Annotated in this window: 23 protein-coding genes; 6 read left to right on the plus strand and 17 right to left on the minus strand. The window is 44.3% G+C overall.

Annotated features, from left to right (window positions below; translation table 11 throughout):
- Positions 1-28: 28 nt before the first annotated feature.
- Together ACFVQB_RS15510 and ACFVQB_RS15515 are read right to left on the minus strand one after the other, a co-directional pair.
- The gene (locus ACFVQB_RS15510; RefSeq protein ID WP_379440680.1) at positions 29-793 is read right to left on the minus strand and encodes an ABC transporter ATP-binding protein; all 765 of its coding nucleotides are present in this window, start codon (positions 791-793) and stop codon (positions 29-31) included.
- Between the two features lie 10 nt (positions 794-803).
- Positions 804-3,110, minus strand: coding sequence for an ABC transporter permease (locus tag ACFVQB_RS15515; RefSeq protein ID WP_379440682.1), 2,307 nt, complete (start codon positions 3,108-3,110; stop codon positions 804-806).
- A gap of 352 nt (positions 3,111-3,462) precedes the next feature.
- Here ACFVQB_RS15515 and ACFVQB_RS15520 point away from each other — a divergent pair, with 352 nt between their 5' ends.
- Positions 3,463-4,437, plus strand: coding sequence for a serine hydrolase domain-containing protein (locus tag ACFVQB_RS15520; RefSeq protein ID WP_379440685.1), 975 nt, complete (start codon positions 3,463-3,465; stop codon positions 4,435-4,437).
- Between the two features lie 113 nt (positions 4,438-4,550).
- Here ACFVQB_RS15520 and ACFVQB_RS15525 read toward each other — a convergent pair whose 3' ends face one another.
- Positions 4,551-5,576, minus strand: a complete 1,026-nt coding sequence (locus ACFVQB_RS15525; RefSeq protein ID WP_379440688.1) for a serine hydrolase domain-containing protein — start codon at positions 5,574-5,576, stop codon at positions 4,551-4,553.
- 157 nt (positions 5,577-5,733) lie between these two features.
- Positions 5,734-6,327 carry a TetR/AcrR family transcriptional regulator gene (locus ACFVQB_RS15530; RefSeq protein WP_379440690.1) on the minus strand — a complete coding sequence of 198 codons (594 nt, stop codon included), beginning with the start codon at positions 6,325-6,327 and terminating at the stop codon, positions 5,734-5,736.
- A gap of 105 nt (positions 6,328-6,432) precedes the next feature.
- On the opposite strand from ACFVQB_RS15530, the gene ACFVQB_RS15535 reads away from it, so the two are divergent.
- On the plus strand, positions 6,433-7,449 hold the full coding sequence (locus tag ACFVQB_RS15535; protein WP_379441383.1) for an alpha/beta hydrolase: 1,017 nt from the start codon (positions 6,433-6,435) through the stop codon (positions 7,447-7,449).
- A 145-nt stretch (positions 7,450-7,594) separates the two neighbouring features.
- Here the strand turns inward: ACFVQB_RS15535 and ACFVQB_RS15540 are convergent, their stop codons facing one another.
- Positions 7,595-8,326 (minus strand): DUF1361 domain-containing protein, encoded by a 732-nt coding sequence (locus tag ACFVQB_RS15540; RefSeq protein WP_379440693.1) that lies wholly within the window; start codon positions 8,324-8,326, stop codon positions 7,595-7,597.
- Between the two features lie 235 nt (positions 8,327-8,561).
- Here ACFVQB_RS15540 and ACFVQB_RS15545 point away from each other — a divergent pair, with 235 nt between their 5' ends.
- Entirely contained in the window at positions 8,562-9,203 is a 642-nt protein-coding gene (locus tag ACFVQB_RS15545; protein WP_379440696.1) for a spore coat protein, read from the plus strand.
- Between the two features lie 239 nt (positions 9,204-9,442).
- On the plus strand, positions 9,443-10,396 hold the full coding sequence (locus ACFVQB_RS15550) for a hypothetical protein (protein ID WP_379440698.1): 954 nt from the start codon (positions 9,443-9,445) through the stop codon (positions 10,394-10,396).
- Positions 10,397-10,534: 138 nt separating this feature from the next.
- Here the strand turns inward: ACFVQB_RS15550 and ACFVQB_RS15555 are convergent, their stop codons facing one another.
- The 4 genes from ACFVQB_RS15555 to ACFVQB_RS15570 form a co-directional block, all read right to left on the minus strand.
- A complete protein-coding gene (locus ACFVQB_RS15555) occupies positions 10,535-11,134 on the minus strand; it encodes an acyl-CoA-like ligand-binding transcription factor (RefSeq protein ID WP_379440701.1) in 600 nt (199 codons plus the stop codon).
- A gap of 87 nt (positions 11,135-11,221) precedes the next feature.
- A complete protein-coding gene (locus ACFVQB_RS15560) occupies positions 11,222-13,540 on the minus strand; it encodes a PEP/pyruvate-binding domain-containing protein (protein ID WP_379440703.1) in 2,319 nt (772 codons plus the stop codon).
- A 218-nt stretch (positions 13,541-13,758) separates the two neighbouring features.
- Entirely contained in the window at positions 13,759-14,688 is a 930-nt protein-coding gene (locus tag ACFVQB_RS15565; protein WP_379440706.1) for a sigma-70 family RNA polymerase sigma factor, read from the minus strand.
- 37 nt (positions 14,689-14,725) lie between these two features.
- Positions 14,726-15,172 carry a carboxymuconolactone decarboxylase family protein gene (locus ACFVQB_RS15570; protein ID WP_379382031.1) on the minus strand — a complete coding sequence of 149 codons (447 nt, stop codon included), beginning with the start codon at positions 15,170-15,172 and terminating at the stop codon, positions 14,726-14,728.
- 360 nt (positions 15,173-15,532) lie between these two features.
- Here ACFVQB_RS15570 and ACFVQB_RS15575 point away from each other — a divergent pair, with 360 nt between their 5' ends.
- Positions 15,533-16,579, plus strand: a complete 1,047-nt coding sequence (locus tag ACFVQB_RS15575; RefSeq protein ID WP_379440709.1) for a Rieske 2Fe-2S domain-containing protein — start codon at positions 15,533-15,535, stop codon at positions 16,577-16,579.
- Positions 16,580-16,703: 124 nt separating this feature from the next.
- On the opposite strand, the gene ACFVQB_RS15580 is transcribed toward ACFVQB_RS15575, so the two are convergent.
- Together ACFVQB_RS15580 and ACFVQB_RS15585 are read right to left on the minus strand one after the other, a co-directional pair.
- Positions 16,704-17,408, minus strand: coding sequence for a cupin domain-containing protein (locus ACFVQB_RS15580; protein WP_379440712.1), 705 nt, complete (start codon positions 17,406-17,408; stop codon positions 16,704-16,706).
- Between the two features lie 147 nt (positions 17,409-17,555).
- The gene (locus ACFVQB_RS15585; RefSeq protein WP_379440715.1) at positions 17,556-18,608 is read right to left on the minus strand and encodes a leucine-rich repeat domain-containing protein; all 1,053 of its coding nucleotides are present in this window, start codon (positions 18,606-18,608) and stop codon (positions 17,556-17,558) included.
- Between the two features lie 105 nt (positions 18,609-18,713).
- Between ACFVQB_RS15585 and ACFVQB_RS15590 the strand changes: the two genes are divergently transcribed.
- Entirely contained in the window at positions 18,714-19,040 is a 327-nt protein-coding gene (locus tag ACFVQB_RS15590) for a hypothetical protein (RefSeq protein WP_379440718.1), read from the plus strand.
- Positions 19,041-19,106: 66 nt separating this feature from the next.
- Here the strand turns inward: ACFVQB_RS15590 and ACFVQB_RS15595 are convergent, their stop codons facing one another.
- From ACFVQB_RS15595 to ACFVQB_RS15620, 6 genes are all read right to left on the minus strand, one after another.
- Entirely contained in the window at positions 19,107-19,718 is a 612-nt protein-coding gene (locus ACFVQB_RS15595) for an SMI1/KNR4 family protein (RefSeq protein ID WP_379440721.1), read from the minus strand.
- A gap of 94 nt (positions 19,719-19,812) precedes the next feature.
- Complete coding sequence (locus ACFVQB_RS15600; protein WP_379440723.1) at positions 19,813-21,114, minus strand: hypothetical protein; 1,302 nt, start codon at positions 21,112-21,114, stop codon at positions 19,813-19,815.
- Between the two features lie 3 nt (positions 21,115-21,117).
- Positions 21,118-21,870, minus strand: a complete 753-nt coding sequence (locus ACFVQB_RS15605) for an SMI1/KNR4 family protein (protein ID WP_379440726.1) — start codon at positions 21,868-21,870, stop codon at positions 21,118-21,120.
- 77 nt (positions 21,871-21,947) lie between these two features.
- Positions 21,948-22,505: a hypothetical protein gene (locus tag ACFVQB_RS15610; RefSeq protein WP_379440729.1), complete on the minus strand. Its 558-nt coding sequence runs from the start codon at positions 22,503-22,505 to the stop codon at positions 21,948-21,950.
- Positions 22,502-22,663: a hypothetical protein gene (locus tag ACFVQB_RS15615; protein ID WP_379440732.1), complete on the minus strand. Its 162-nt coding sequence runs from the start codon at positions 22,661-22,663 to the stop codon at positions 22,502-22,504. The genes ACFVQB_RS15610 and ACFVQB_RS15615 overlap by 4 nt, the downstream gene beginning before the upstream one ends.
- The gene (locus ACFVQB_RS15620; RefSeq protein WP_379440735.1) at positions 22,660-23,268 is read right to left on the minus strand and encodes a hypothetical protein; all 609 of its coding nucleotides are present in this window, start codon (positions 23,266-23,268) and stop codon (positions 22,660-22,662) included. Before ACFVQB_RS15620 ends, ACFVQB_RS15615 begins: the two co-directional genes overlap by 4 nt.
- Positions 23,269-23,455 lie beyond the last annotated feature (187 nt).

The following is a 23,455-nucleotide window of genomic DNA, read 5'->3' on the forward strand; positions in this document are numbered from 1 at the left end:
TGGATAAGCCCCTCTCCAATTAACCGTGCTAGAACCCGTGATCCGTAAGCCATTTACCTAAGCTGCTCTCTCTCGCCTTAAGATCATGCTGCTTGTTGAACTTACCAATGCTACGATCTGCCACCAGTTTTCCGTCCATCATGAATAAAACCCGTTCAGATCGCGCTGCGACCTTAATATCATGCGTAACGATTAATATCGTTGTTCCAGAAGCATTAATGTCTCCAAGAATATCCATGATTTCATTGGTTGAACGTGAATTCAGTGCCCCCGTGGGTTCGTCGCCAAACAGAATATCAGGCTGATTAATCAATGCCCTGCAAATGGCGAACCGTTGCAACTGTCCACCCGATGCCTGTGTTATATTGTGGTTGGCCAGTTCATCGATGCCCATTTTCTTCATCAGATTAAGCGCTCGCTTATTAATGGAATCTCTGCTGCTTTTTTTCGCCAGATAGGCAGACAGGACGATATTGTCGAGCAGATTCAGATTTTTCAACAGATGCATGTTCTGAAATATAAATCCCATCTTGTTTAAGCGAAGCTGTGCCAATTCTTTCTCTGAGAAATCCGAAATTTTCTTGCCAGTAAAATAAACACTCCCGCTACTTACTTGATCCATGCCGCTAATATTATAAAGCAAGGTTGATTTTCCAGAACCCGATGGACCCATAATGGAGACAAATTCTCCTTTTTTTATTTGCAAATTAATATCCTTCAAAATAGGATACTCTTCACGCTCACCAGTACCGTACGATTTATTCATGTTTATGGCTTCCAGGATCATAGTCATGGTCGTCCCCCTATTCGACAATCATTTTGGGAATGCTGGATTCTTTGATGGATTGAATACTGATTAAAGCGGTACAGATAATAGTTGCTGCTAGCAGCAGCGGACAAAGTACGTACGCTTGTAGCGGGTCAATGACAAAGACCATATGGGATGCTCCGAAAGAAGCCATTATTGCACTGATTAACCACTGGCCTGCTGTATTCGATAATATGGTTCCTACAAGAACGCCCACACTCAAAACAAAGAGTGACATCGTTACATATTTGAATTTGATTATGGAAATGGCACACCCCAAACTTCTTAAGATCGCGATATCACCGCTGTCCTTTGCGACAAGCATTTTCAGGAATAATGATGTGATCAGGATAGTAACCAATACTGCCACAACAAGCGCCAACACCGTAACCAGCTTAAGCTGATGAATTGTTCCTCCAAGCGTTTGATATAAGTAGCCTTTTAAATCGGTCACCTTAGCAGGTGAGAATACCTGCTCATATTCTGCAATTTTATCTGAGATCTTACTGCCGTCATCTTTCAAATCCAGACTTAAGACATACCAGAGCACACGATCTTTGTTATAGGGCAGCCGTGCTTTTGCAGTCTTTCCACCATTGGTCACATCCTGATATACACCACTGACGGACATTGTTTTTTCCTGTCCATTTACGATCAGTACCAAGGTATCTCCCGTCTTCTTCTCCATGTCACTACTGTTCGCATCAGACAAAGCAATTTCATATTCATTTTTCGGTCCCGTGCCGTTCACGTAAGACAAAGGAAAAACGTCAAAGTCACCTGTCTCTACGCTTAAATGATCATAGCTACCTTCACTGTTCAACACTTTGAATTGGCTTGTGACAAGGGGTGAGTATCGAAGTACGTTCTTATCCTTTTGAACATAATCAATTAATTCAGCGTAACGCTGCTCGATATCTTCAGAGTGCCTCAGATCAATACGCATATCGCTTTGACCTACACCCATGTAAGAAATGAAGCTAGGAGCTTGTAACGTATGGAGGAAATTCATAGGTACGATCATAATAAATGAACTTATAATAAACACAAACAACAGCAAACGGAACATTTTCAGTCGTTGGATGACTTCTTTTAAGCCCAGAAAAACCGGAACAGATAACCACCGATTTTGGGACAGGCTTAATTTGTTTTGACTCATTCTCGTCTCACCCAGACCGCCTGAACGTAATGCTTCAACAGCTGAAATGTGATTAAAACGCCGAAGCACACGGTTGCAGAAAAATACAACAATGGCAAAAATGAAGACAGCCGCAAACAATGTCATGCCGTAGTGCAACCATGTTTTGGGAGCTGCCCCCATGTAGAGCATCATATTGGACATGAACAAACGGTTAACCCATAGTGATGCAAGAAAGCCTGCGATGGAGCCCAGTCCTGCCATAACAACATATTTGCCCAAGTAGAGTTTCTTAATATCACGCTCGGATATGCCGATAGCTTTCATGACGCTAATCTCTCGATAATCCTCTTCAATGGTAGCTAGCATGGTGAAACGAATACAGAGTACAGCGATCACAATCAAGATCAAACTGACCAGAATGACTACAGCTGCGACTACCCCATCGGTCAACGCATTCAACAACTGGAACAGATTGTAGTTCACAACAGGACCACTGTTTGGCAGACTCGTATTTTGATAGGCCTGGGTAAAGTCGCTGATCATGTTGGTATCTCTAAGACGAAATTCAATCAGATACTCTGACTCTCCCGTATTTTGTTTCAAGGCATGGAATTCACCCTGACTGATGACAAAACGTTTGGAGTGAACGATCGATGGATTCATTTGAGCATCACGTACAAAATCCACAATTTTGTATGTTCTGCTGAAAGAACCTTCTTTAATATGAATACGGTCACCAATATTCAATTTCTTCTGCTGCAAGTAATAAACGGGAACAGCAATTTCTCCGTCATTCACCTGCACAATCTCACTTTCCAAATTCAGCAGAAAATCAAAATCTTGGTTTTGCACAACAAAATCAAGATCCATAATGCTGTTTTTCTCGGCCTCCGCTCCAAAAAACAAATGAGAACCGTCAATGTTAATCATTTCTACGATCTGGTGTTTATCCACCATCTCATTGGCCTGTGCCCACTGATTCACCTTCATTTTATCCAGTTCACCTGCGTGCATTTGCACAACATGAGGCGTCTTGGATTCCGTAAATAAATGGTGAATTGAACTTGTTAGCTCCATCATCATTCGTGTGCCCGAAGAAACAAGCAAAGCCGCTAGTAAAATAAAAACAAATAGCGCGATGTTGATTCCTTTTTTCCTCATAAGATCATTTCTCAACATACGTAATAGCATGAATAACCACTAGCTCCTTTGCACGGAACACTACTTTGGAATAATCAGGTACACTTTATGTAATTACTTTTACCGATATGTCAAACCCTACGGACCAAAGCTCATGTTCCTCTTTTCTGTAAAATAACCCCATTTAGTAGGTGCCCCGATTGTATCAATTAATATGAACAACTGAATCAGTCTGCGGTCCAGTTCTTACTAATCCCGGAGTCTGAGGTGGATGAATTGAGAACTTATTTATTCATATGCTAAGATGATGATTCAAACCTTTTTCTAATGAATACTCAATTTATGGGATAAGTCCCCAATAAGAAAGGACACTATGAATCCTTCATCCATACCATCCATTTTGCATCCAATGATCCCGCCGCTGGATCTGCGCAGTTGTTTAGTCAGTATACGTGGTGAGATCATTTACGAGCACTACCGTAATCAAGAAGCCGCAACCCATATTGCAAAAGTCAATTCCTGTACCAAAAGTGTGCTGTCTGCACTCATCTGTATTGCGATGGATCACGGATGGCTGCCCGAAGCGTCTACTCCAATCTCCACCTTTTTCCCGCAGCTGGTGTCAGACCCTGACCCCCGCAAACCGGAGATTACGTTAGAGCAGTTACTAACCATGACGGCCGGATTCAACTGGGACGAATTCGGAGGACAGAATTCATTTCCGCGTATGACGCGTACGGATCACTGGGTGAATTTTGCGTTGGAGCAACGCTTAAGTCATGTACCAGGTACATATATGGAATACAATTCAGGGGTATCACAGATATTGTCTGCCATCCTAATGCATAGTACAGGTATGTCCGTAGCTGAGTTCGCGGAACGTTATCTATTTGGCCCGTTGGGGATCCAACAGTATGAATGGGAAAGTGACCCACAGGGTGTACATACCGGGGGGTTCGGCTTAAAGATGTTGCCGGAGGATTTGTTGAAATTCGGGCAACTTTTTTTGCAGCAAGGCATGTGGAACGGGCAGTCGCTGATTTCGAGTGATCTTGTTAGCCGCTCTACAAAATCCGCCATTACGGTTACCCCACCCAATCATGGTAGTTACGCTTGGCATTGGTGGGTGGATGTCTATACCCACGAAACTTCGGAAGCCGAGGTTTCGGAACAGCCCACTCCCATACTCCACTATTACTACGCCCGTGGATTTGGCGGTCAATTTGTATATATCGTCCCGGCTCTTGAACTCGTTGCCGTGCTCACCAATGACAAACGAAAAAAGGAAAAGCCTCCACTGGATGTGTTCCCCAAACGGATTGCACCTCAATTGTCGAAGCTCTTATAGACCGTTACTTTGATTTTGGTCACATAGGAAATAACCCCATAATTCACCTGTCATTGACTAGTAATTATAGGGTTATTTATTTCACTTTTTCTAAAATTTCGTTGGAATTAGAATTATCTTACCAAAGCCTCTTCCACGGCAAGCGTTATAGGGTAAGGACCCGATTCTTTGTTGGAGAGAACAACAACTTGCACGTTGTGATTTGGATATACGGAAGACATGAACGATACCCCAGGATCGAAACCCATCACATGCAATTTGAATAGGTCCTCCCCTTTCCGATCAATCCAGATCCCCTGCCCATAATAGGTGTCATCACCCTCATGCACATATGGCGTGATTAACTTTCCCGTTGTTTCTTCGCTCAACAATTCATTACTTAATAACGCATTCCAGAAACGAATCATATCCGGCGCTGTCGTATAAGCTCCACCATCCGCCCCACCCTTCACAGGAATGGAAAAAATGTTGCTTGTCCATGAGCCGTCTTCCTGATCCATATATCCGATCGCAGTATTACTCGGAAGCCGATCTGTCACGAAATAACCCGAATTCAGCATGCCGCACCTTTTGAAAATATATTCCTCTACATAGTCCGTAAACGACTGCCCTGTGTGCTCTTCAACAATGAGGCCCAATACGATAAATGCTGCATTATTATAGTGGAACCGTTCACCCGGAGCCGATTTCATGGGCTGATGCTGAAACATCGGCAAAAAATCATTCAATTGCCGCATCGAATAGACGGGCCGCTCCTTCCACAATTCAGCGAAGTCCTCCATCACTTCTTCATCAAAATAGTCCGGGATGCCTGAAGTATGTGTTAACAGCTGATGGATTGTAACTCCTTGATCCCATAGAGGAAACTTAATACTCAAGACATCTGCCAACCTGGAATCATACGATAATTTCCCTTGTTCAATCAATTGGCATATACTCACTGCGGTAAAGATCTTGCATCCAGATGCAATGCCGAACCGTGTATCTGGCTGATTCAAACGTTCATCACTTCGATTGGCATATGCACGAGCCGTACTTAATAGCGTATGCCCGTTTTGTTTTATCAAAACTACGCCCGAAAAATCAACTTTATCCATCACTTCCTCTATTTTGCGTGTCAGTTCCGTTATACTCGTCATTCTATCATTCACCTGACTTCTTCTGATTTGATTTCTATGCCCCTATCTTCCTCATAATTTATTCTGGATCAGACCCTGTATACCTTCATATTTCCACAAAAAAAGAAGGGTATTTCCTTATCTTGTGCAGGAAATCCCCCTCTTCAGTTGCTTCAAATTATGCCTGACAAAGCATGCTCAAATGTTGTTCAATCACGTTTTCCACCTGTTTAACCGTTAGCCTTTCAGGTTGCAACAACATATGAATGGCAAGTCCATCAATCAAGGCATACAACTTTTCTGTTTCGATCTCAGCACCCACTCCCGTACGTGTCATGCCCTGTTTCTGCAATTCTTGAATTACAAATTGAGCAGACCTATACATTCCTTGATGCATCTGATCACTTAATTTCTGCAGTTCGGGATAAACCAGCACTTTAGCTGAAAAAGAGAACCAGACCTCCATTTCCATTTTCCTGTCTTCATCTAAAGGAAGAAATTGCAATAGCAGCTGTTTCATATTATTCAATACAGAATCAGTCATCTGTAATGCTTCTACTCTCTGTTGCACCCTTTCGGAAAAAAGGGTCATGCAAAAGGAAAAGAGTTCAGCCTGTGTGGCAAAATAATGCCTCATTGAACCTACGGATAAACCCGCTTCCTTCGCTATATTTCGTACGGTAGCATGATCCAGTCCGTTATTCCGAATGACACGAATGGCCGCATCAGCAACGATTATTCTTTGTTTTTCATGATCTACGATTTTTGGCATAGTTTCATTATACACCAAGCTTCGCTTTTAATAATACATCGTGCTATAATAACTTTTTAATACATTGTATTATAAAAACATTATAGAAAGAGGAATTAGCGGATGATGCACACAAGCATTCCAAGCAAGCGACGTAAAAAATGGATAGCATTAAAATTCATGCTTATGCTGTTCATTACAGTGTTATTAGTTATCAGCTCAGGTTTCCTCTATGAATGGTACGCCTCTTCTCATAGCCGAGCGGAATATCCCCCTCATGGAAGATTAGTTGAAACCGGAGCCTACAAGCTTCATATTCACCAACAGGGTGTCGGTACCCCAACCATCATTATGGAGGCGGGCAGTGGCGAGACTAGTTTGTCTTGGAGAGACATTCCAATTGAACTGGCAAAACATGCAACCGTGGTTACTTATGATCGCGCGGGATATGCATGGAGTGAGTCCGCACCATCAGAACGCACAGGCGCAAACATCGTTAAGGAGCTGCATGATGCCCTGGAGAAAGAAGGCATCCGTGGCCCATATATTATGGTTGGTCATTCTCTGGGTGGAATGTATGCAAGGCTGTTTGCACAGACCTACATAAGTGAGATCCAGGGCCTTGTCCTGATTGATGCGAGACCTGAGGATGATGAAAAGAATACGAAAGTCCTGCTGGAACAAGCTCAGTTTCAAGGTAACCCGCCTGCCTCCTTATTATCCTTACTGAAGTTGTCAGGGAGCTTCAGGCTGTTTCCAAACTTTATGCTTGAGGGGCTTGTTGCCAAGCAAGATCGGGATGCGTTTATTAATGTAATCGCAACCCCCTCCTTTTTTCATGCCAAGGAGGAAGAAGCCGAACTCGCCTATACAACAGAAGATGCCATTAGGGATCAAAAGCTCGGATCGATCCCCGTACGAATCATTGCGCGCGGACTCCCGCAGGACTATGCTCAGGCAGGAATTTCAGCTGAAGTTGGAGAGGAACTGGAATCCATCTGGCAATCGGGACAGCGTAATATGTTGAACATATCAGAGGATAGCCAGCTTCTCATTGCCACGAAAAGTGGTCATATGGTTATTCATGATGAACCTGAACTGGTTGTGCAGACCATTCTGAATTTAATTCCAAATAAGAAGTAAATGCATATCTTGTCCAATAGTAGTATGAACTGAGTTCATTAAACCAAAAAGGGCGTCCCGTCATATTCATGACTTTGGGACAGCCCTTCAAAATGCGTATCACACAATAGAATGAACAGAAATTGCTCCGATGCTAAACAGGCAATTATCGCAAGCCTTGCAGATCAGCCACTGAACTTCCAACCTCCGTCTTCCTATTATGTGCAGATCTCGTATTAATTAGATAGTATAACGTTGCATAGATTGTAAGAATAAATGTGCCAAAGAACATACAGAACGCGAGCGACGGACGACTCACGCTCTCGTGCATAAGTTCAACCAGCGTCTCTCGATTGGTTAACGCATCCCAGCTGTTCAGGCGATAAACACGTCCCAGCAGGACACCGTAACTCCCCAGTGCACAACCCCCTAGCACAAAGATCCATGAAACCCAACGTCCCATTTTGTAATGGATCACTTCCTGAAGCTGATACATCGACAGGAATCCGAGCAACAAGCCCGTCCAAACGAACATCAAGACCACAATTAAGTCATACCAGTACTTGTAGTCCAATCCAGTGCCTCCGCCATAATAGCGGGAACTGCGTGCCGTCAGGTGAACAAGATCCGTTACAATGTAGGAAGAGTTCGGGAAGAACAATAGCCAGAGCAGTCCGCTTGCAACGGCAAACCATGCTGCCCTTTTCCATTTAGCATGGCTGAAGCCATAGGCCACATAGGAGAATACAAAAGGAATCCAGCCCAGAAACAGATTCCAGATGAGAAACCGAAAATAACGCTGATCCAGCCAATTCGCAGCTGCATAATACAAGCCCACCGTCACGACAGTAACCACACTAAGGAAAATAAAAATTTTAATATAGTTCAGCTTTCTCAATGATTCTGACCTCTCTTGAAATGGAACTGAATTCCATTATTTTCGAATTATCGGGTGATTTCTTCCTTATCCTTTTCCACACGAAGGTTCAGTCCTCGTTTGTCTTTCATGCCGTATTGTGGCAATTCACGCCCCTGATCTACTATTTTCAGAATTCAAATTAAATCATTACATAATTTTACTGGTAAAAACCATACTAGAATCATACCACTTCCCAAAGGAGAATCAAATTCACATGAATGAAAATCAAATGCAATTCAGAAATGAAGCAAATCCAGGCCTAACACCACATATGAACCATGGCGGACATGAAATGTTCGATATGCATGAAGTTCTATCATGTGCAATCAACGTATTGGATCAATACATGATCTCCAGAACATTTGTACAAGATACCGAACTGCTTGATATTCTTGACCGCCAGTACAATTTCATGTTGTCCCAGTACAATCTGACTGCTGAATGTTTCTCCACTGGACAGAAACCTGGGCAGGAGACAGCGACCTACATGATTCCAGACATGGTTCCGCCTGTGTATGGTCTTAAGCCAACTGCACCAAAAAAACCAAACCAATCCCTGGCTGATGTAAAAGATGCCGGAATCAGCGGTCATATGCTGGGTCTGATCAAATCACACGCTTCTCTGCTCGCCATGTCTGCTCCTGAAATCACAAATCCGACAGTACGCCGTGTAATTGCTTCTCAGGTACAACATTTCATCGAGATGGCTTACGAAATTTTTATGTATCAAAACAAAAATGCTTATTACCAAGTTCCGCAACTCAATGCAAATGACACACAGCAGATGCTTAAGGCTTACGTACCAGCAACCGGCGCACCGCAGATGCCAACGAACAATAAAGCTCCTCTCCATTAATATTAATAAAGTACGGACCACAAAGAACAGCCAATTCAACCGTAACAGGTTGCAATGGCTGTTCTTTGTTCTACAATTAAAGGACAATGAATATTCACTTGATCTGCTTACCAAAAACTGGTTTAATCGAATATACAATCCTTTACATGGTCGACGGATCGATCGAGGTCTAGTGATGTGAAGAAGTCATATAAATCATTTATTATCACTTATTGTTCCATTTCGGGAGGGAATATTGGATGCGGTTGAATAATGCTGTTAAACTTGGTTTTCTCGCCTTTACGTTAGGCTGCACTACCATTGGTACAACTCTAGTGCCCCAGACGGTATCAGCCGCCCCCGTTCCGGCTTCCAAAGCGGTGTATCATCAGTTTCAGATCTATTGGAAAAATGCAGTGAAATCCTTAGCCAGTCTGATCCAGGCACGCAAATATTTAATGAACCATGTGCATGAAGTCAGCTCTTGGCAGGCTACCCTGATGACCACGCAACTGGAAAGCATTCAGGGCATCAAACTGGCTGAAATGGATGAAAAGATCTATACAGATCGGATTCAAACAGCCCTTTCACAGGCTCATTCCAAAATAGGTTATGAAAAGAAGCCGACGTACAGCAGTCTGCTCAAAGAGATCAAGGATCCGGCCATACGCAAATTTTTGCAGCAAGCTTCCGATCTTGGATACAAACTTGAGACCAGTGAGGGTATTTATTATCCTGTTATCAACTATGAAGCCTACAAAAAATTCCAACCCTACGTAAAACCCGACATTGCTGCCTATATTGATATAATGGCTGCCGAATCCAACCAGCCCACCACGTCGGATGCCGCCATTGTTATATCCTGGGATGAGTTAATCCGGCGCACGTTAGAGAAGGAAGCCTTTCTGAATAACTACCCGAATTCCGGTTGCACAACAGCGGTGGAGCGTTTGTTATTTGTAGGTTATCTGTTTTACGGAAGTGACAACTCGCCTGCTTATGATTGGTACACCGAAGAAGAGATTCGTACACTTGATCCAGAAGTAAAAAAAGCTTATGAAAAAGCGGTTAAGAACCGGGATCCCAAAACCAAAAGTGTGCTTCTGGATACGATCGAACGGATCTTGCCTCTGCTTAATCAAAACAATGATGAACTCACTCCCGAAATAGAGAAAATAATCGAATCTGTATCTAAACAGTTTGTCGGCGAGTAATTAATTAATATCTATTCCAGGAATACAACAAAAAGCGGCAGTCCTTATAGTCATATAAAAAGAAAAAGGCACCATATAGTAGATAACCCAAGTTCTTGTCATCTACACTTATCAAAGGATGTGCCGCTTTGTTGTGTTCTAGATCTGAAATCCTTTTTCCAACTGGATTAATGCCTTCTCAAGCAACAAACCAAAATCCTCATCCGGGTGGTCTGCATAATACTCCATAACGGAAATATTAACACCGATAACCGCCCCAGCCAAACTGCGAACTGCAATATCTTCCGGATCGAGATGAACTCGTGTGGCAACCAGTTCTGCAACAAGATGCATCATCTGGGCCATATTATTCATTAACGAGGCTCTGAGCTCTGGAATACTCATAATCAGAGTATTCCGTTGACGCATCGTATTAAGTTCATCCGCAGACCATGTGGAAATTTCAGCAATCATCGCTTTTCTCAAAGCCTCAATGGGTCCGAGATGGACAGGTTGTTCCTCAAATGCAGCAATCAGCAAAGGATCGTAATTATCCGTCATCAGCACATCTTCTTTGCTGTTAAAGTACCGAAAAAATGTGCTGTAGGATACTTCCGCTGCTTCCACGATCTGTTCTACTGTCGTTGCTTTGTAGCCCTGTTCCTGAAACAGTCGAAGAGCCTGACTCTGTACCGCTGTCATGGTCTTGGCCTTTTTCCGCTCCCGAAGTCCCGATTTACGTTGATGCTCAGGTGACACAATATTCAGCCTCCGATACTCATCATATGCTTAAACTCTAGGCATTCAGTGTATCACGATAGCATCCTTTAAGTCACATGTGCTGAATTACAATAAATATACCTTACCTTTGGCTCCATCGACCAGGATACGATCCCCCGTCTTCAAACTCGAAGTTGCGTTGCCACAACCAACAACTGCAGGAATCCCCAGTTCCCTGGCAACAATGGCCGCGTGAGACAAGGGTGCTCCAATATCGGTAACAATAGCAGCAGATTTGAGAAAAAGAGGCGTCCAACCCACGTTGGTTGTTGAAGTCACCAAAATCTCACCCTGCTTCAACATATCCCCCTCCTCAGGCTTAGTCAGAATTCTAACTATCCCTTCAATCTGGCCGGACGCCCCGGGAAATCCATTTAATTGCACAGCATTATCATGGTGATCTGGAGTTGGTGCTCTCATGAAAGGGTCGAAGCGACCGCGGATCAGGTTAGGAAACGAAGGCAGATTTTGATATCGATTATACATTTCTTTTCTTGCCGATATATCGCCTACAGGTAGCTCTCCTCCTCCCAACCATACAAGGATTTCCTTAAGGTAAAAGTAAAATATATCCTCACCCATTCCAGATAGCTCTCCTGCTTTCTGAACAAAAAAGCGGTTTACCCGAAAAACACGAGTCCATTCCGATCGGGCTGCTTCACGCAATGCTGGTCCTTCCAGCAATTTGACCAGTTTCCTGCTTAACCGTTTCGCTCTGATCGGATAAGACTGCCTGAATCTTTCCCATGCCTTATTGTACTGAACTTGCTGTTGTAATAACATGGCTTCCACATTCACAGGTGAATCCTCCCAATTCTGAATCTGATGATTCAGCCATGCCACATCTTCTCCCGGATCTGGAATGGAGAGTTCATGCTCATGTGGCCCGCGATGTCCATATTGCTTCCGGTATTCCTCATGTGTCATCTGACCCTTAACAACACTATAGATTCCTCTTAAGGGGCCAAGACTCTCCAGTTTTGTAGTGTTTCCCGCATTGGAGAGCAGCAGATCAGCTTCCTGCTCACCAAGCATTGAAACCAGTTTCTGTTTTACTTTCATATACTTTTGCATTTTGGGGCTGCTCCCCTCGAACGCAGACCAAAGGGCTGATGTATTTCGGGGCCACAGTTCTGTGTTCCAAAGGTGTAGTAACTGCTCACGGGTCTGAACTTCATGAATGGAGGCTTTAATCTGAATACACCAGTCTATTGTTGATTCTAGGTGTTGCGGCATTTGCCTGATGGCTTCCTTGGTCCGCCGATTTGCATACCGGATTCTAGGCCACATTGCCCTGAGTAATTCCCATTTGTTAAATGGAAACCAAGGCATGCCTGTTCCTTGAGGCAACGTGCCAAAAACATGGCTCATTTTACTCAGCAACAATCGTTTGGGCATGCCTAACGCCTGAAATGCGGAGACTGACATACTAATATTCGAATAAACCCTTCCGCAAATGTTTCCTGAGAACATATAGTACCCCGGGATAACTTGCTGCTCCAGATCCAGTTCTCGAAGAATAGACCAGTTAAGTGGTGTTAATACGTCCGGTATGGACTCCCCTACGTTTGTATTGGTCCACAGGAAATCACCAGTAAACGAGTCATTCCATTCATAGCTATGCTTATTCCCCGGATTCAATGTAGTGATTGGCCTTGCTTGCAGCATATAAAGCTTACCTTGTACTGCAGCCCATTCAATGTCTTGAGCCATCCCTTGCTCCCGGTGAAGCTTTGAAGCATAGTTGTATAACTTTCTGGCATATGTACGCAGTTCCTGCGGTCCTTGATACTTCCCATGAGGTTTTGCCAGTGTGAATGAATGCGGATTGGCTTCACCGGATACAAGCCTTTCTCCCAAACCATGCACATAATTTCCTTTCATGGTTAAATGGCTCCCTGTCAGAGGATCAACTGTAAATAATACTCCTGCGAAATCAGGGTCGACCATCAACTGAACAACGACAGCAATTTGATGTTTTTTTCCATAACCCTTGGCTGAACTGTATGACTCCACTCTCTCCGCAGATCGAGAACGATACACAGTCATAAGCGCCTCACGAATTTCTTCATCTGTCCTGACATTTAATAACGTCTCGAATTCTCCAGCGAATGAAGCATTCTCCGAATCCTCACTCATCGCTGAAGAGCGTATTGCAAACTGTGCCCCTGGTTGGTTCTGTCTCATCACATACACCCGATTTCGGATATCCTCCCAAGACTCGGCATTAAGGCCCGATACCTCAAAGGCCATGGGCAATACAATGAATCCATCAGGCACTGGGTAGCCTTTTTGAAACATTCTGGCCAGCATGGCCCCTTTCCCCCCAGCAAGATCTGCCATGGCTGGGGAAAGCTCTCTGAATCCTTGAACACTGTTCATCATTATTCATACCTCCTCCGAAAAAAATGCACAAAGCAAAAATAAAAAAAATGAAATAAAGTTTCTTTTGAAACTTTATTTCATTTTTAGTCATTCGTCAATTGTTTATTTGTAAATTGGAGTTTCCCATGCCTAAGAACGTATTACTGGGCATGCGAAAAAAGCCGATGCAAATGAATTCGCAACGGCTTCAATATTTAAAATTTCTATTTTAAAATGGGTCATATCATACATACCGACTTGAGTTTGTCTGGATTCACCACGAGATAGAATCCCTCAATCCGCTCTCCGAGAGAGTCCAGTTCCAGACAAAGCACTTCAGACAACTTCCCGTTCTCCAACAATGCAAGGTGAGGCTCTCCGTTAATAACTGTGGGCAACCACTCTCGTTCTCTCAATCGGGTAAGTACCCGACGAGAGGTCAACAAAGCGAGTACACCCTTGCGAACTCTCATCGTTCTCATGATCGTATGCACACGTCCACCGCCATCTGCGGTAAAAATAGGTTGTTCGGCCAGCAGATCGAGCATCTCGGAGACATTATAATTTAGAAAAGCTGTGGTAAAGCGGGCAAGCACTTGCTCTTTTGCAGCATAATTATCAGAGCTCTGTTCCATCGATGGAAGTCTATCAGGAAGTTTGCGTCTTGCCCGGCTAAAAATCTGACGACAGTTGCTCTCTGATTTGCCCAACCAATCCGCTATTTCGTTATACTCATATTGGAATGCCTCACGAAGTACAAAAACGGCACGCTCCGTGGGGGACAGCTGCTCCAGTATAACCAGATAAGCGTAGGAGATCATCTCCTTTTGCTGCATCGTTTCCTCCGGAATGTTGGCTATTTCACCGTCACTCATTGGCTCAGGAAGCCATTCCCCAACATAACATTCCCTTTGATTGCGGGCAGAGTTCAACAGATTCAGACTTCGGTTGACAACCAGTCTTGCAATATAGGACTTGGCATTACGGATGTCATTAAGGGACTTGCTTTGCAGATCTGCAAAACAATCCTGAACAATATCCTCAGCCTCTACAACACTGCCGAGCATGCGGTAAGCTATGGAAAAGGCATAGGCTTTGTAGCGAATGTACAGATCACCAACCTCCAGAGAAGACACTTCTGGCTCATTGGTGAAGAAATTGGATTTCATAAGAATGGCCTCCTCTGGCAGATGGTCGTAAATTCAATTAGTTAAAGCAACCAGGATACATCCCCGTTGTAATCGCAATCCGGTTCCAGTTATTAATGGTATTGATCGCCAGAATCAGATCCACCAGTTCGGCATCACTGAAATGTTCTTTCACTTTTTCAAACAACTCAAGTGGCACGCCTTGATCCGAAATACGGGTTACGGCTTCAGCCAGTTCCAGCATAACACGTTCTTTTTCCGTAAACAAAGGTACCTCGCGCCACACACTCAGCAGTAAAATGTGATCGGCGTAATCTCCCAGCTTCAACAGATCTTTGGCATGCATATCGAGACAAAACGCACAGCCATTGATTTGCGATACACGGATTTTCAACAGCTCATATAACACTTTATCTTCAAACTGACCCGAAACATGCTGCTCCATGGCCATCATCGCTTTGAAAGCCCCCGGATTAGCCACTCTATAGTTTACTCTTAAATTCATCTCATTCGCCTCCGTATTTTGGTTTACAATCTTAAGACAAATAAGGGCTTATATCTGTGACATTCTTAATAAAATAATTTTTTCCACACATATTCGAGAACAGAGAAAAAGGTTGCAATGCCAAAAAGAGTAGCCTGATTGAAGCTTGACCGACATTTTTATATTTCACATAAAGCGTTATGTATAAACAGATAATTCCGTATTTATGTTAGGTGTCTGTTGTTTTGTTTGTCATTTTAAACAAAAAACGATTAAACATATTGATACACTAAACAAAAGAGTAGTAACATACGGCTACAAAGTAAACTTTTCTAACATTAAAAAACGAATGATTCATTATCCTAGCAAGGAGTGACTTCCATGATAACTTCCAATTTAAACCCTCAACTTACATCCGAACTGCCTCGCGGCTGCACGTTCTCCGCTGAAGACTGGCATACCTTATCTCAATATTGGTATCCGATTGCCCAAGCAAGCGAAGTGACGGATAAACCGCTGGCAGCTCAATTGCTTGATGTCCGATTGGTCCTGTATCGCAGCAACGACAAAGTTGTGGTCGCCAAGGATCTATGTTTTCACCGCGGGGCCCCACTTAGTAAAGGATGGGTAGAAAATGGAGAAATCGTCTGCCCTTATCATGGTTTCCGTTACAACTGTGAGGGTAAATGTACCGCCGTACCTGCACACCCCAGCTCCAAAATCTCTCCCAAACTGAAACTTATTGTGTATCCAGCAGTCGAACGTTATGGTCTGATCTGGACTTCACTCGCCGGAACAGATGAGCATATTCCTTCATTCCCGGGATGGGATGATCCGGATTATATCAATATCCTGCCCCCAAACTTTGATATCGCTGGTTCGGCAGGACGTCAAATGGAAGGATTTCTGGATGTATCCCATTTTGCCTACGTGCATACCGAGACGTTCGGCGACCGGAACAACACCGAAGTGCCCCAATACAAAGTAAAACGTGAAGGCAATGAATTGCTTGCCGAATACTGGAGTTCCGTCAGCAACTATGGCAAGGGTCAGGATAATATGGCACCCGAAGGTTTTCAATGGCTGCGTGAATTCCGCGTTTTCCCACCATTTGCTGCATCCCTTACGGTTCACTTCCCGGAGAACGACAAGCTGAACATTCTGAACTGTGCCTCTCCCATCTCTGCACGTTTTACCAGATTGTTCTGTCCGATTACCCGTAACTTTGACAAGGATGCTCCGATTGAAGATACAATCAAGTTTAACTTACAAGTATTTGAAGAAGATCGTGAAATGGTGGAATCACAAAAGCCAGAGGATTTGCCGCTGGATCTGCATGCAGAAGCGCACATTCCCGCAGACCGTACCTCTATTGCTTATCGTCAGTTATTGACAGAACTTGGTTTGGGAAGAAATTATACATCATAAAGAACACAAATGGACAAGAAAAAGAAGAGTTCCTACGAACACTTCTTTTTCTATAGTTGCTACACTTTCGCTCGTGACAATGTACTGGGATTGACCCTACTTATAATATGCCTATCTTTGTGACTTACCCTTGATAACTCGTGCTCACAGAAGGTTCTGTATAATATGGACAGCCTGGTTCGTGAATAATACGGGGATCAACCCATGTTCCCCAATATGGAAGGCGATTTACATACGGCTGTGCGTTAGGCTCGCTATTTGGATGCGGCATATTTGTGGTCGGGGAAACTTGAGTCACACAGTCTGCTGGTGGCCCAACGATCACCGTTTTTTGAATTGGAGCGAGCGTTTCCTTCACCTTGTTCTCATCCAGACAATACGTATGAGCCAGAACATTCGCAGGTGTCAGACGTAAAATATCCGAGCCGAATATGGCTTCAGGAATCGGAGCATCAAAGATAGCCAGTAGATGGGTCTGATCTACCGTTGCCATTTCATAGTGCCACCAGCCTTGTGGAACATTGGCTACTTGGCCCGGAGTAATCGTAAAGTTTAACAACTCATTGGTAAACGGGTTAATGAGGGAAACAACGGCTGAACCTCTGATGCAATAAACCAGTTCGGATGCATTCTGGTGAATATGAGGTTCAACTACATTGCCGGTACTCAGAAAAATATCCAGCAGGGAATTATTTCCCAACGTATTTAATTGCTTAATGGATAGGAAGTTAATATAGTTTTGTTCATCCTTTTTGAAGAAAGGATTCTGATTAAGGTCAAATGTAAATTGGGTGGTTGGTAAGGTATAGTCCATATAGGAAGTTGCCAAAATAAAACGCCTGCCCTTCGCTCTCGGTTTAGGTGATAACCTATACGCCAGCTTATGCTCTGGGCTTCTATGCGTGAGCCCATTTATGCTAAAGGCTCGTTTACCTAAAACAACCCTGAAGCAGACAGCCTGATCAGGGTTTGTTCGTTATTGGTCTTTTTTCATGTCCCAAACCTCTTGCCAACTGGTACCGAACGGAATATTCATCAAGTCCACATACTCCAACCAGTTCATTCGTGTAACGATATCTGGTGTCCCCTCTATTAATGAATTCGTAACCAGCAATGCCCTGAGGTTTTTAAGTTTCTCCAGTTCGGGAGGAAATTCTCGTATACCGGAATAAACAATCTCCAAATATTTTAGATTGCTCAGTTCACCGATCTCGGGCGGAATACACTTCAATCCCAGCTCCGCTTGCAGCTTGGGCCTCCATCCAGGCACAGAAGCAAACGGAGTACCACAATATATTCTCAGCTCTCGAAGTTCTTTCAGTTTCCCGATATCTCCAGGAATACACTCCAGGTCCAATGTCATGATCTCCAATCTCTCCAATGAAGTTAGTTCAAAAAGAGCTGGAGGAAGCGTGTACAGACCCTGCTCAAATATCGTCAACTGCATCAAATGCTTCAATTCCCTAATCCTTTCAGGAATCTCGGTCAGACCATGTGAACTGATATTCAGGATGTCGGTCTGATGCTTGATCGCATCATCCAGCAGACATTGGACATCCCGATGCCGATGCAAATCAAAGAATAACCCCGTGATCCGCTCCATCAGCTCACTTGCTTCTTCTTGTGTAATCCGCATACCATATATGTTCTCATGAGCAACACTAAAGAAATAATCACTTCCATCCTCTTTCAAAAAACAAAGATCATCGGGCAATGATGGATACAACCAGTCATGAAAACGATTTGCTTCTTCCTTAAGGATCTGCCCTGATTCCGGTGTGCAGCGATATATGTAATAAATCCCCTCTGAATACATGGCACCACTTTGCATCATCATTTCTTCCATCGTACAGCTTTCAATAAGGTAAGGCTGAAGTCTTCGCAATACTTTTGAAACCCCTGGTGGTTCGTCGTCATCGTATCTTCCTCTGTCAACAAGCAAAAAACGATCTGTTTTCTCGATCAACTCGTCAATTAACTGTTCATAGGCAGCGCCTCTTGGATCAGTATGAAACGATACAGCTACCAAATCATATCCCCCTTCACCCGTACCACGTTCTATTGACCCTCTGTGTCACCCCATTGCATCGCAGCATAGGCTGATATCATCAATCAAACACTGGAGGCATGCATCATGGCTTACGGACCTGGTTCAGTTCCTATCCCGCCAACTGCGGGTTACCCTTACCCTTATTATCCACCACCGCCCTATCCATACCCCTACCCTTATCCTTATCCTTATCCTTATCCTTATCCTTATCCCTATCCCCCCATCGTACCGTTCCCGCTCCCCATTCCTATCGGGCATATCGGTGGACCGGGATGGCATGGCGGTTACCCGGGTGGTCCGCACGGTCCATTCCCTGGAGGTGGCTATCCGGGTGGGCCACATGGTGGAGGACCCGGGGGGCCTGGTGGACCTGGCGGAGGTTTCCACGGCCATCGTTTCTTTCAACGGTAAAAATAATCACTCACAGGAGCTGCTTCCGGCAGCTTCTGTGTTTTAACTATGGAACATACTCCCTTATCAATACTCAATCTCATCCATTATCTTTAGATTCCGGTTAGACACTTCCAGCAATTCCGTAAATGTATCTGTCAAATAATAAACAAAATCCGGATCATGCACATACATAATAATCTGTCCGTAGGTTCCCTTCTCTGCTGGATCAAAATCAAGCATCAAATACAGGGAACCCCCGGCCATCGTGGCGAAAGGAATCCATTCTTTATGGAATAAGTACGGCTTGATCTCCGGGTCCAGCTTGCTAATCTCTTCCGCAGAGTAGTACTCATCCAGTTTCTCGTCTACATCACAAAAGTATTGTTTAGTTTCCCGTATTTCCTCCAGTGACATCAGATAGAACGGGGTACATTCCTCTCTCTCGGCATCACCGGGATACAAGACGTGAAATGCATAACCACTGCCGTCCCTGCGCTTGTAAAAAGCACGAAAGTCTTTCGGCAATCGGACACCGAACTCCTCCTCCAATACGATCAGGGTTTCCTCGGATGCTCCTTTCCGATGCTGGTATTCCTCATATAACTGCCGAATTTCTTCATCCTGCACTTTTTCATTCAGGAGTTCGTTCAGCGTGTCGAACAAGTCGTTCCATCTTGCGTTAGTCTCAAGTGCCACGAAGCATCACCTCCTTCTTCACTCTTCTCTGCCCGTTCCCCGCACATATTCCTGCAACCCATTGGTATAAATTTGTCCTTCCATCCGTCAGACATTACCAGCGGACAGGTTCCTCTCCCCGCCATAACACGTAGCGTTCGATTTCGCGGAGGGTACCTGTACCTATCCCATACTCATCCATCTTATCGGAATGCAGATCCAGAATATGCAGCATGCTTCCGAACGTACCCACTGCAAGCTTCGATTGATCAGGGGAGACCACCAAGGAATAGATGGTGCTGCCTACAAAATGTCTCCACACTTCCTGCCCGTCACCATTCACACAATATAAATATCCGTATGCGTCCCCAAGCACCATGCCTGCATCAATTTCCACTGCAGCGTAAACACGGGCATTCTCATCCATTACAGGCCAATCTTCCTTAATCTCATTACCATCGATCGTTTCCAGCTCAACTTGTATTGTAGCACCGTTATAAAAGTGACATGCATTTAACCATACCTTCAAGCTGTCAGCGGTGAATACCGCGTGATGAGGATAGCTGGATTCGGGATAAAGCGAATACGTCTTACTCCGTTCACGGTCCAGGACCATATGGTTGCTCACCTGGCTGCCATAAGCAATCCAGCGACCGTCACGTGAGACTGCTGCATGACCCATATCAATCTGTGTATCTTCCAACTCGTATTCTTCGATCTCTGCAAGATCCGGGTGCAGCAGGGATACTTCGCCTTGCTCTACCAGGTAAATTCCGTAATTGGAGAAAATAAGAACGGATTTTCCATCATTGAATGGAATGAGTCCTTCCAGTGTGCGTTCAGGATGTTCACAGTCAGCAAGGGATTCAATGCGCGGCAAAGCCTTCTGAATACTGGATTGGATATCTTCCCAGCGATACACTGCGAGCTCTTGTCCTCCCAGATGGCGATCAGGTTGTCTGATGACACGAATACCTTCCGGTCCAGCAAGCGCATAGTCTACACCATCCGGTGAACAACCTGCGAAGGTATACTGGTAGAAAGGCAACCATCCATGTCGATCAGCCGTATACACACAGCCATTCTCCGTGAAGGCGCCGATTGTGAAAACAATCGTTTCCTCGTTCAGATAACCAACCACTCGCACGGCCTGCATAGAAGATTGAAAATGTTCATTCAATGGCCATGTTGCAGCAGGAAGTTCAAGCCGGAGTCGTTCCAAATCTCCTTGAAGATTGGCTTGCTTCACTATATTCCACACTTCAGTGCTGATCTGAGCTCTGGCATCCTCCGCGAGTTCCGATTCATCCAGCTGCTCTCCTGCCATACCTCTGCGCACAAATGCATTAACATTCCTTGCATATCGTTTGCCTTCGTTACGCCATATTTCCGCAATTTCTTCGTTTATCCAACACAATGGTTATTCCCCTCCTCCGCCTCTATTCAGAGCTGCACAGTGATGCGCCAATAAAAATAGATTAATCTCGTGATCCATCGCCCCTTCTGACCCATCCATTTCTTCATAGAAAAGTGCAATTTCTCTGCCGTTCGCATAATTAAAACGTAAATACCCGCCCATGGAGAGCATAAAAAGCTTACATGTGTACTCATTTTCCATCACTGCATCCCATTTGAATCTGCTCTTACACAAATCGGCCAGTTCTTTCATGGAACCTTCACGCTCAACGTTAACTAAATGATAAAACGTGTGGTTCCGCAGCTCGTTCCACGGTTCGAAATGCGCCGGGGTCAGCGGTTTATCCTGATGGTAATATCCGCAATAGATCCGGTCCAGTGTCTCTCCGAAGTCAGCTTCTGAGCACGTCCACAAGATAATATGCTCATCATGACGCGGGAGCCATAACAGTCCCCTCACATCTGGATGAATCGCTAGGAAATCACCATCCACCGAACTTCCGATACTGATGCACTCCTGAAGCTGATCCTGAGTAACCGGTGTATGCTCCGTGTGCATCCAAAAGTCATATTCAGCAAAAGGTTTCAATACCTCCTGATCCGGCCGCTGCACATTCATCCAGCCTGTGTACGTCCCTTCCCCGTATTGTTCCAGCCATTGGCGATATGACGCAGGTAACGAGATGGAATGCTGTTCTTCAAAATGATCCAGTTCCTTAGCCGGTACTGGCTTCAACACACGAGTTACAATATACATTCACGACATCTCCCTACGATCTTTCGTTCAATTCATGACAGTTCATTCAATCAATCAGCAATTCAACCAGGCTAAGGCTAAGCCAGTCCTTCCTGCACAATATCGGTTATTACACCCTTACGGTTTACAATGCTAATGGCAAATGCATCATAGCCGTCACGTTTCACCTGCTCAAAATCCACGCTCTCTCCTGTAATTAATTCGTAGGTTCCGTCTTCATCCACATCTTCCCCGAACTCTTCATCCCACGGTACGTTGTAAAAGGCAGATAACTGTACTTCAAATATGTCTTCTCCTTCGACGTCCAAGTAGGGGCGTAGCGGCCTGTTATTCAAGTCTTCCTCCGGATATGTCTCACACAACATGGCATCATAACCGTGCTTGGCTGAATCGATGAGTAAGTAACGTTCTCCTGTTACGGTGTGCTCCGCATATACGATGAGCGGTGTCGAATCATGCCAGGTTATCAGATCATCTTCGGTTAAGTCACCATAATAAAAGATATGGAACTTGTCATGACCATCGCTCGTTTGCAACTTGCCTTTCCATTCGACTTCATGAGTCTTCACACCGGAAATCTCCCGAACCAAACCTTCCAAATATGTAGGTCCTTTATGTACACCAAACAAATTCATGATCTCGCCTCCACTTTATTCATTCGAATGATTACGCCTTTATGTTCTTCATCGACGTCCACTTTCACATCGATGTCCAACTTATCATGGAACATCGGCGTCATGGTGATATAAGGATCACGAACAGCTTCGCTGCCTCCATTGTTTGAGCGGCTCATCCTGTCTTATGCTGAAGTTTGGCTAATGTGCGGACAACCAGCTCCCTGTTCTTGCCGTTCTTTATGTAAGCAGGGATGGAATGTGAAGCCGTCTTCAAAGGCATATTTCCAGGCTTCACGCGCAAATCAGCTGAAATATACGAAATCAGATAGTTTAAATGCACCCGATTGACGGCCCACACCACTTTTCCTCTCACATCGTCCAGAAAGTATAATTCCATATGGAAGATCGGATCTCGTCCGTCTCGAATATCAGGATAACACCCTCTATATGCTGGCTTTTTATGTAATTCGACTTGATTAACACTTCCGCAGTGTGGACATTCGATATGCGATGATTTATGCTGTGTTTTTTTCTCATCCGTCACTTCAACGTTGAACCAGCGTTCACATCGGATGCAATTGCTCTTGGCATTGTACTGATATTCCGTCACTTGAATTCCATAAGCGTAACATTGCGAACATTTCCATACCAGGTGATCATCTTGCTTTACAATATAAGCATGGCCGCCACAACATTCACATTTGACATCGACTTGCTCTCCCCTCCGAAGAACAGCGTAGAAGCTGTATTTGTAAGCTCCTTCGTCTTCGAAACGTTTCATTATTAATCCCGCCTTTCGTCTGCAAATTTACGATATCTCAGGTACTTGCACTCCAACCAGCTTTCATCCATCGTTATACGCCTCGAACCGAACACTCAACATTTCCCAGTTGCTCTACCTAAAATTATATGAAACTCCGTTGCTTAGCACAAGAAACGCAAGCATCTAGGATGCAAAATGTTGCAAT

It is taken from the genome of Paenibacillus sp. NPDC057886, assembly GCF_042796655.1.
Lineage (GTDB): Bacteria > Bacillota > Bacilli > Paenibacillales > Paenibacillaceae > Paenibacillus.

Coding starts and splice junctions, on each gene's coding strand:
- ACFVQB_RS15510 (WP_379440680.1), bottom strand. CDS start 793: ATGACTATGATCCTGGAAGCCATAAACATGAATAAATCGTACGGTACT.
- ACFVQB_RS15515 (WP_379440682.1), bottom strand. CDS start 3,110: ATGAGGAAAAAAGGAATCAACATCGCGCTATTTGTTTTTATTTTACTA.
- ACFVQB_RS15520 (WP_379440685.1), top strand. CDS start 3,463: ATGAATCCTTCATCCATACCATCCATTTTGCATCCAATGATCCCGCCG.
- ACFVQB_RS15525 (WP_379440688.1), bottom strand. CDS start 5,576: ATGACGAGTATAACGGAACTGACACGCAAAATAGAGGAAGTGATGGAT.
- ACFVQB_RS15530 (WP_379440690.1), bottom strand. CDS start 6,327: ATGCCAAAAATCGTAGATCATGAAAAACAAAGAATAATCGTTGCTGAT.
- ACFVQB_RS15535 (WP_379441383.1), top strand. CDS start 6,433: ATGCACACAAGCATTCCAAGCAAGCGACGTAAAAAATGGATAGCATTA.
- ACFVQB_RS15545 (WP_379440696.1), top strand. CDS start 8,562: ATGAATGAAAATCAAATGCAATTCAGAAATGAAGCAAATCCAGGCCTA.
- ACFVQB_RS15550 (WP_379440698.1), top strand. CDS start 9,443: ATGCGGTTGAATAATGCTGTTAAACTTGGTTTTCTCGCCTTTACGTTA.
- ACFVQB_RS15560 (WP_379440703.1), bottom strand. CDS start 13,540: ATGATGAACAGTGTTCAAGGATTCAGAGAGCTTTCCCCAGCCATGGCA.
- ACFVQB_RS15565 (WP_379440706.1), bottom strand. CDS start 14,688: ATGAAATCCAATTTCTTCACCAATGAGCCAGAAGTGTCTTCTCTGGAG.
- ACFVQB_RS15570 (WP_379382031.1), bottom strand. CDS start 15,172: ATGAATTTAAGAGTAAACTATAGAGTGGCTAATCCGGGGGCTTTCAAA.
- ACFVQB_RS15575 (WP_379440709.1), top strand. CDS start 15,533: ATGATAACTTCCAATTTAAACCCTCAACTTACATCCGAACTGCCTCGC.
- ACFVQB_RS15590 (WP_379440718.1), top strand. CDS start 18,714: ATGGCTTACGGACCTGGTTCAGTTCCTATCCCGCCAACTGCGGGTTAC.
- ACFVQB_RS15605 (WP_379440726.1), bottom strand. CDS start 21,870: ATGTATATTGTAACTCGTGTGTTGAAGCCAGTACCGGCTAAGGAACTG.
- ACFVQB_RS15610 (WP_379440729.1), bottom strand. CDS start 22,505: ATGAATTTGTTTGGTGTACATAAAGGACCTACATATTTGGAAGGTTTG.
- ACFVQB_RS15615 (WP_379440732.1), bottom strand. CDS start 22,663: ATGAGCCGCTCAAACAATGGAGGCAGCGAAGCTGTTCGTGATCCTTAT.
- ACFVQB_RS15620 (WP_379440735.1), bottom strand. CDS start 23,268: ATGAAACGTTTCGAAGACGAAGGAGCTTACAAATACAGCTTCTACGCT.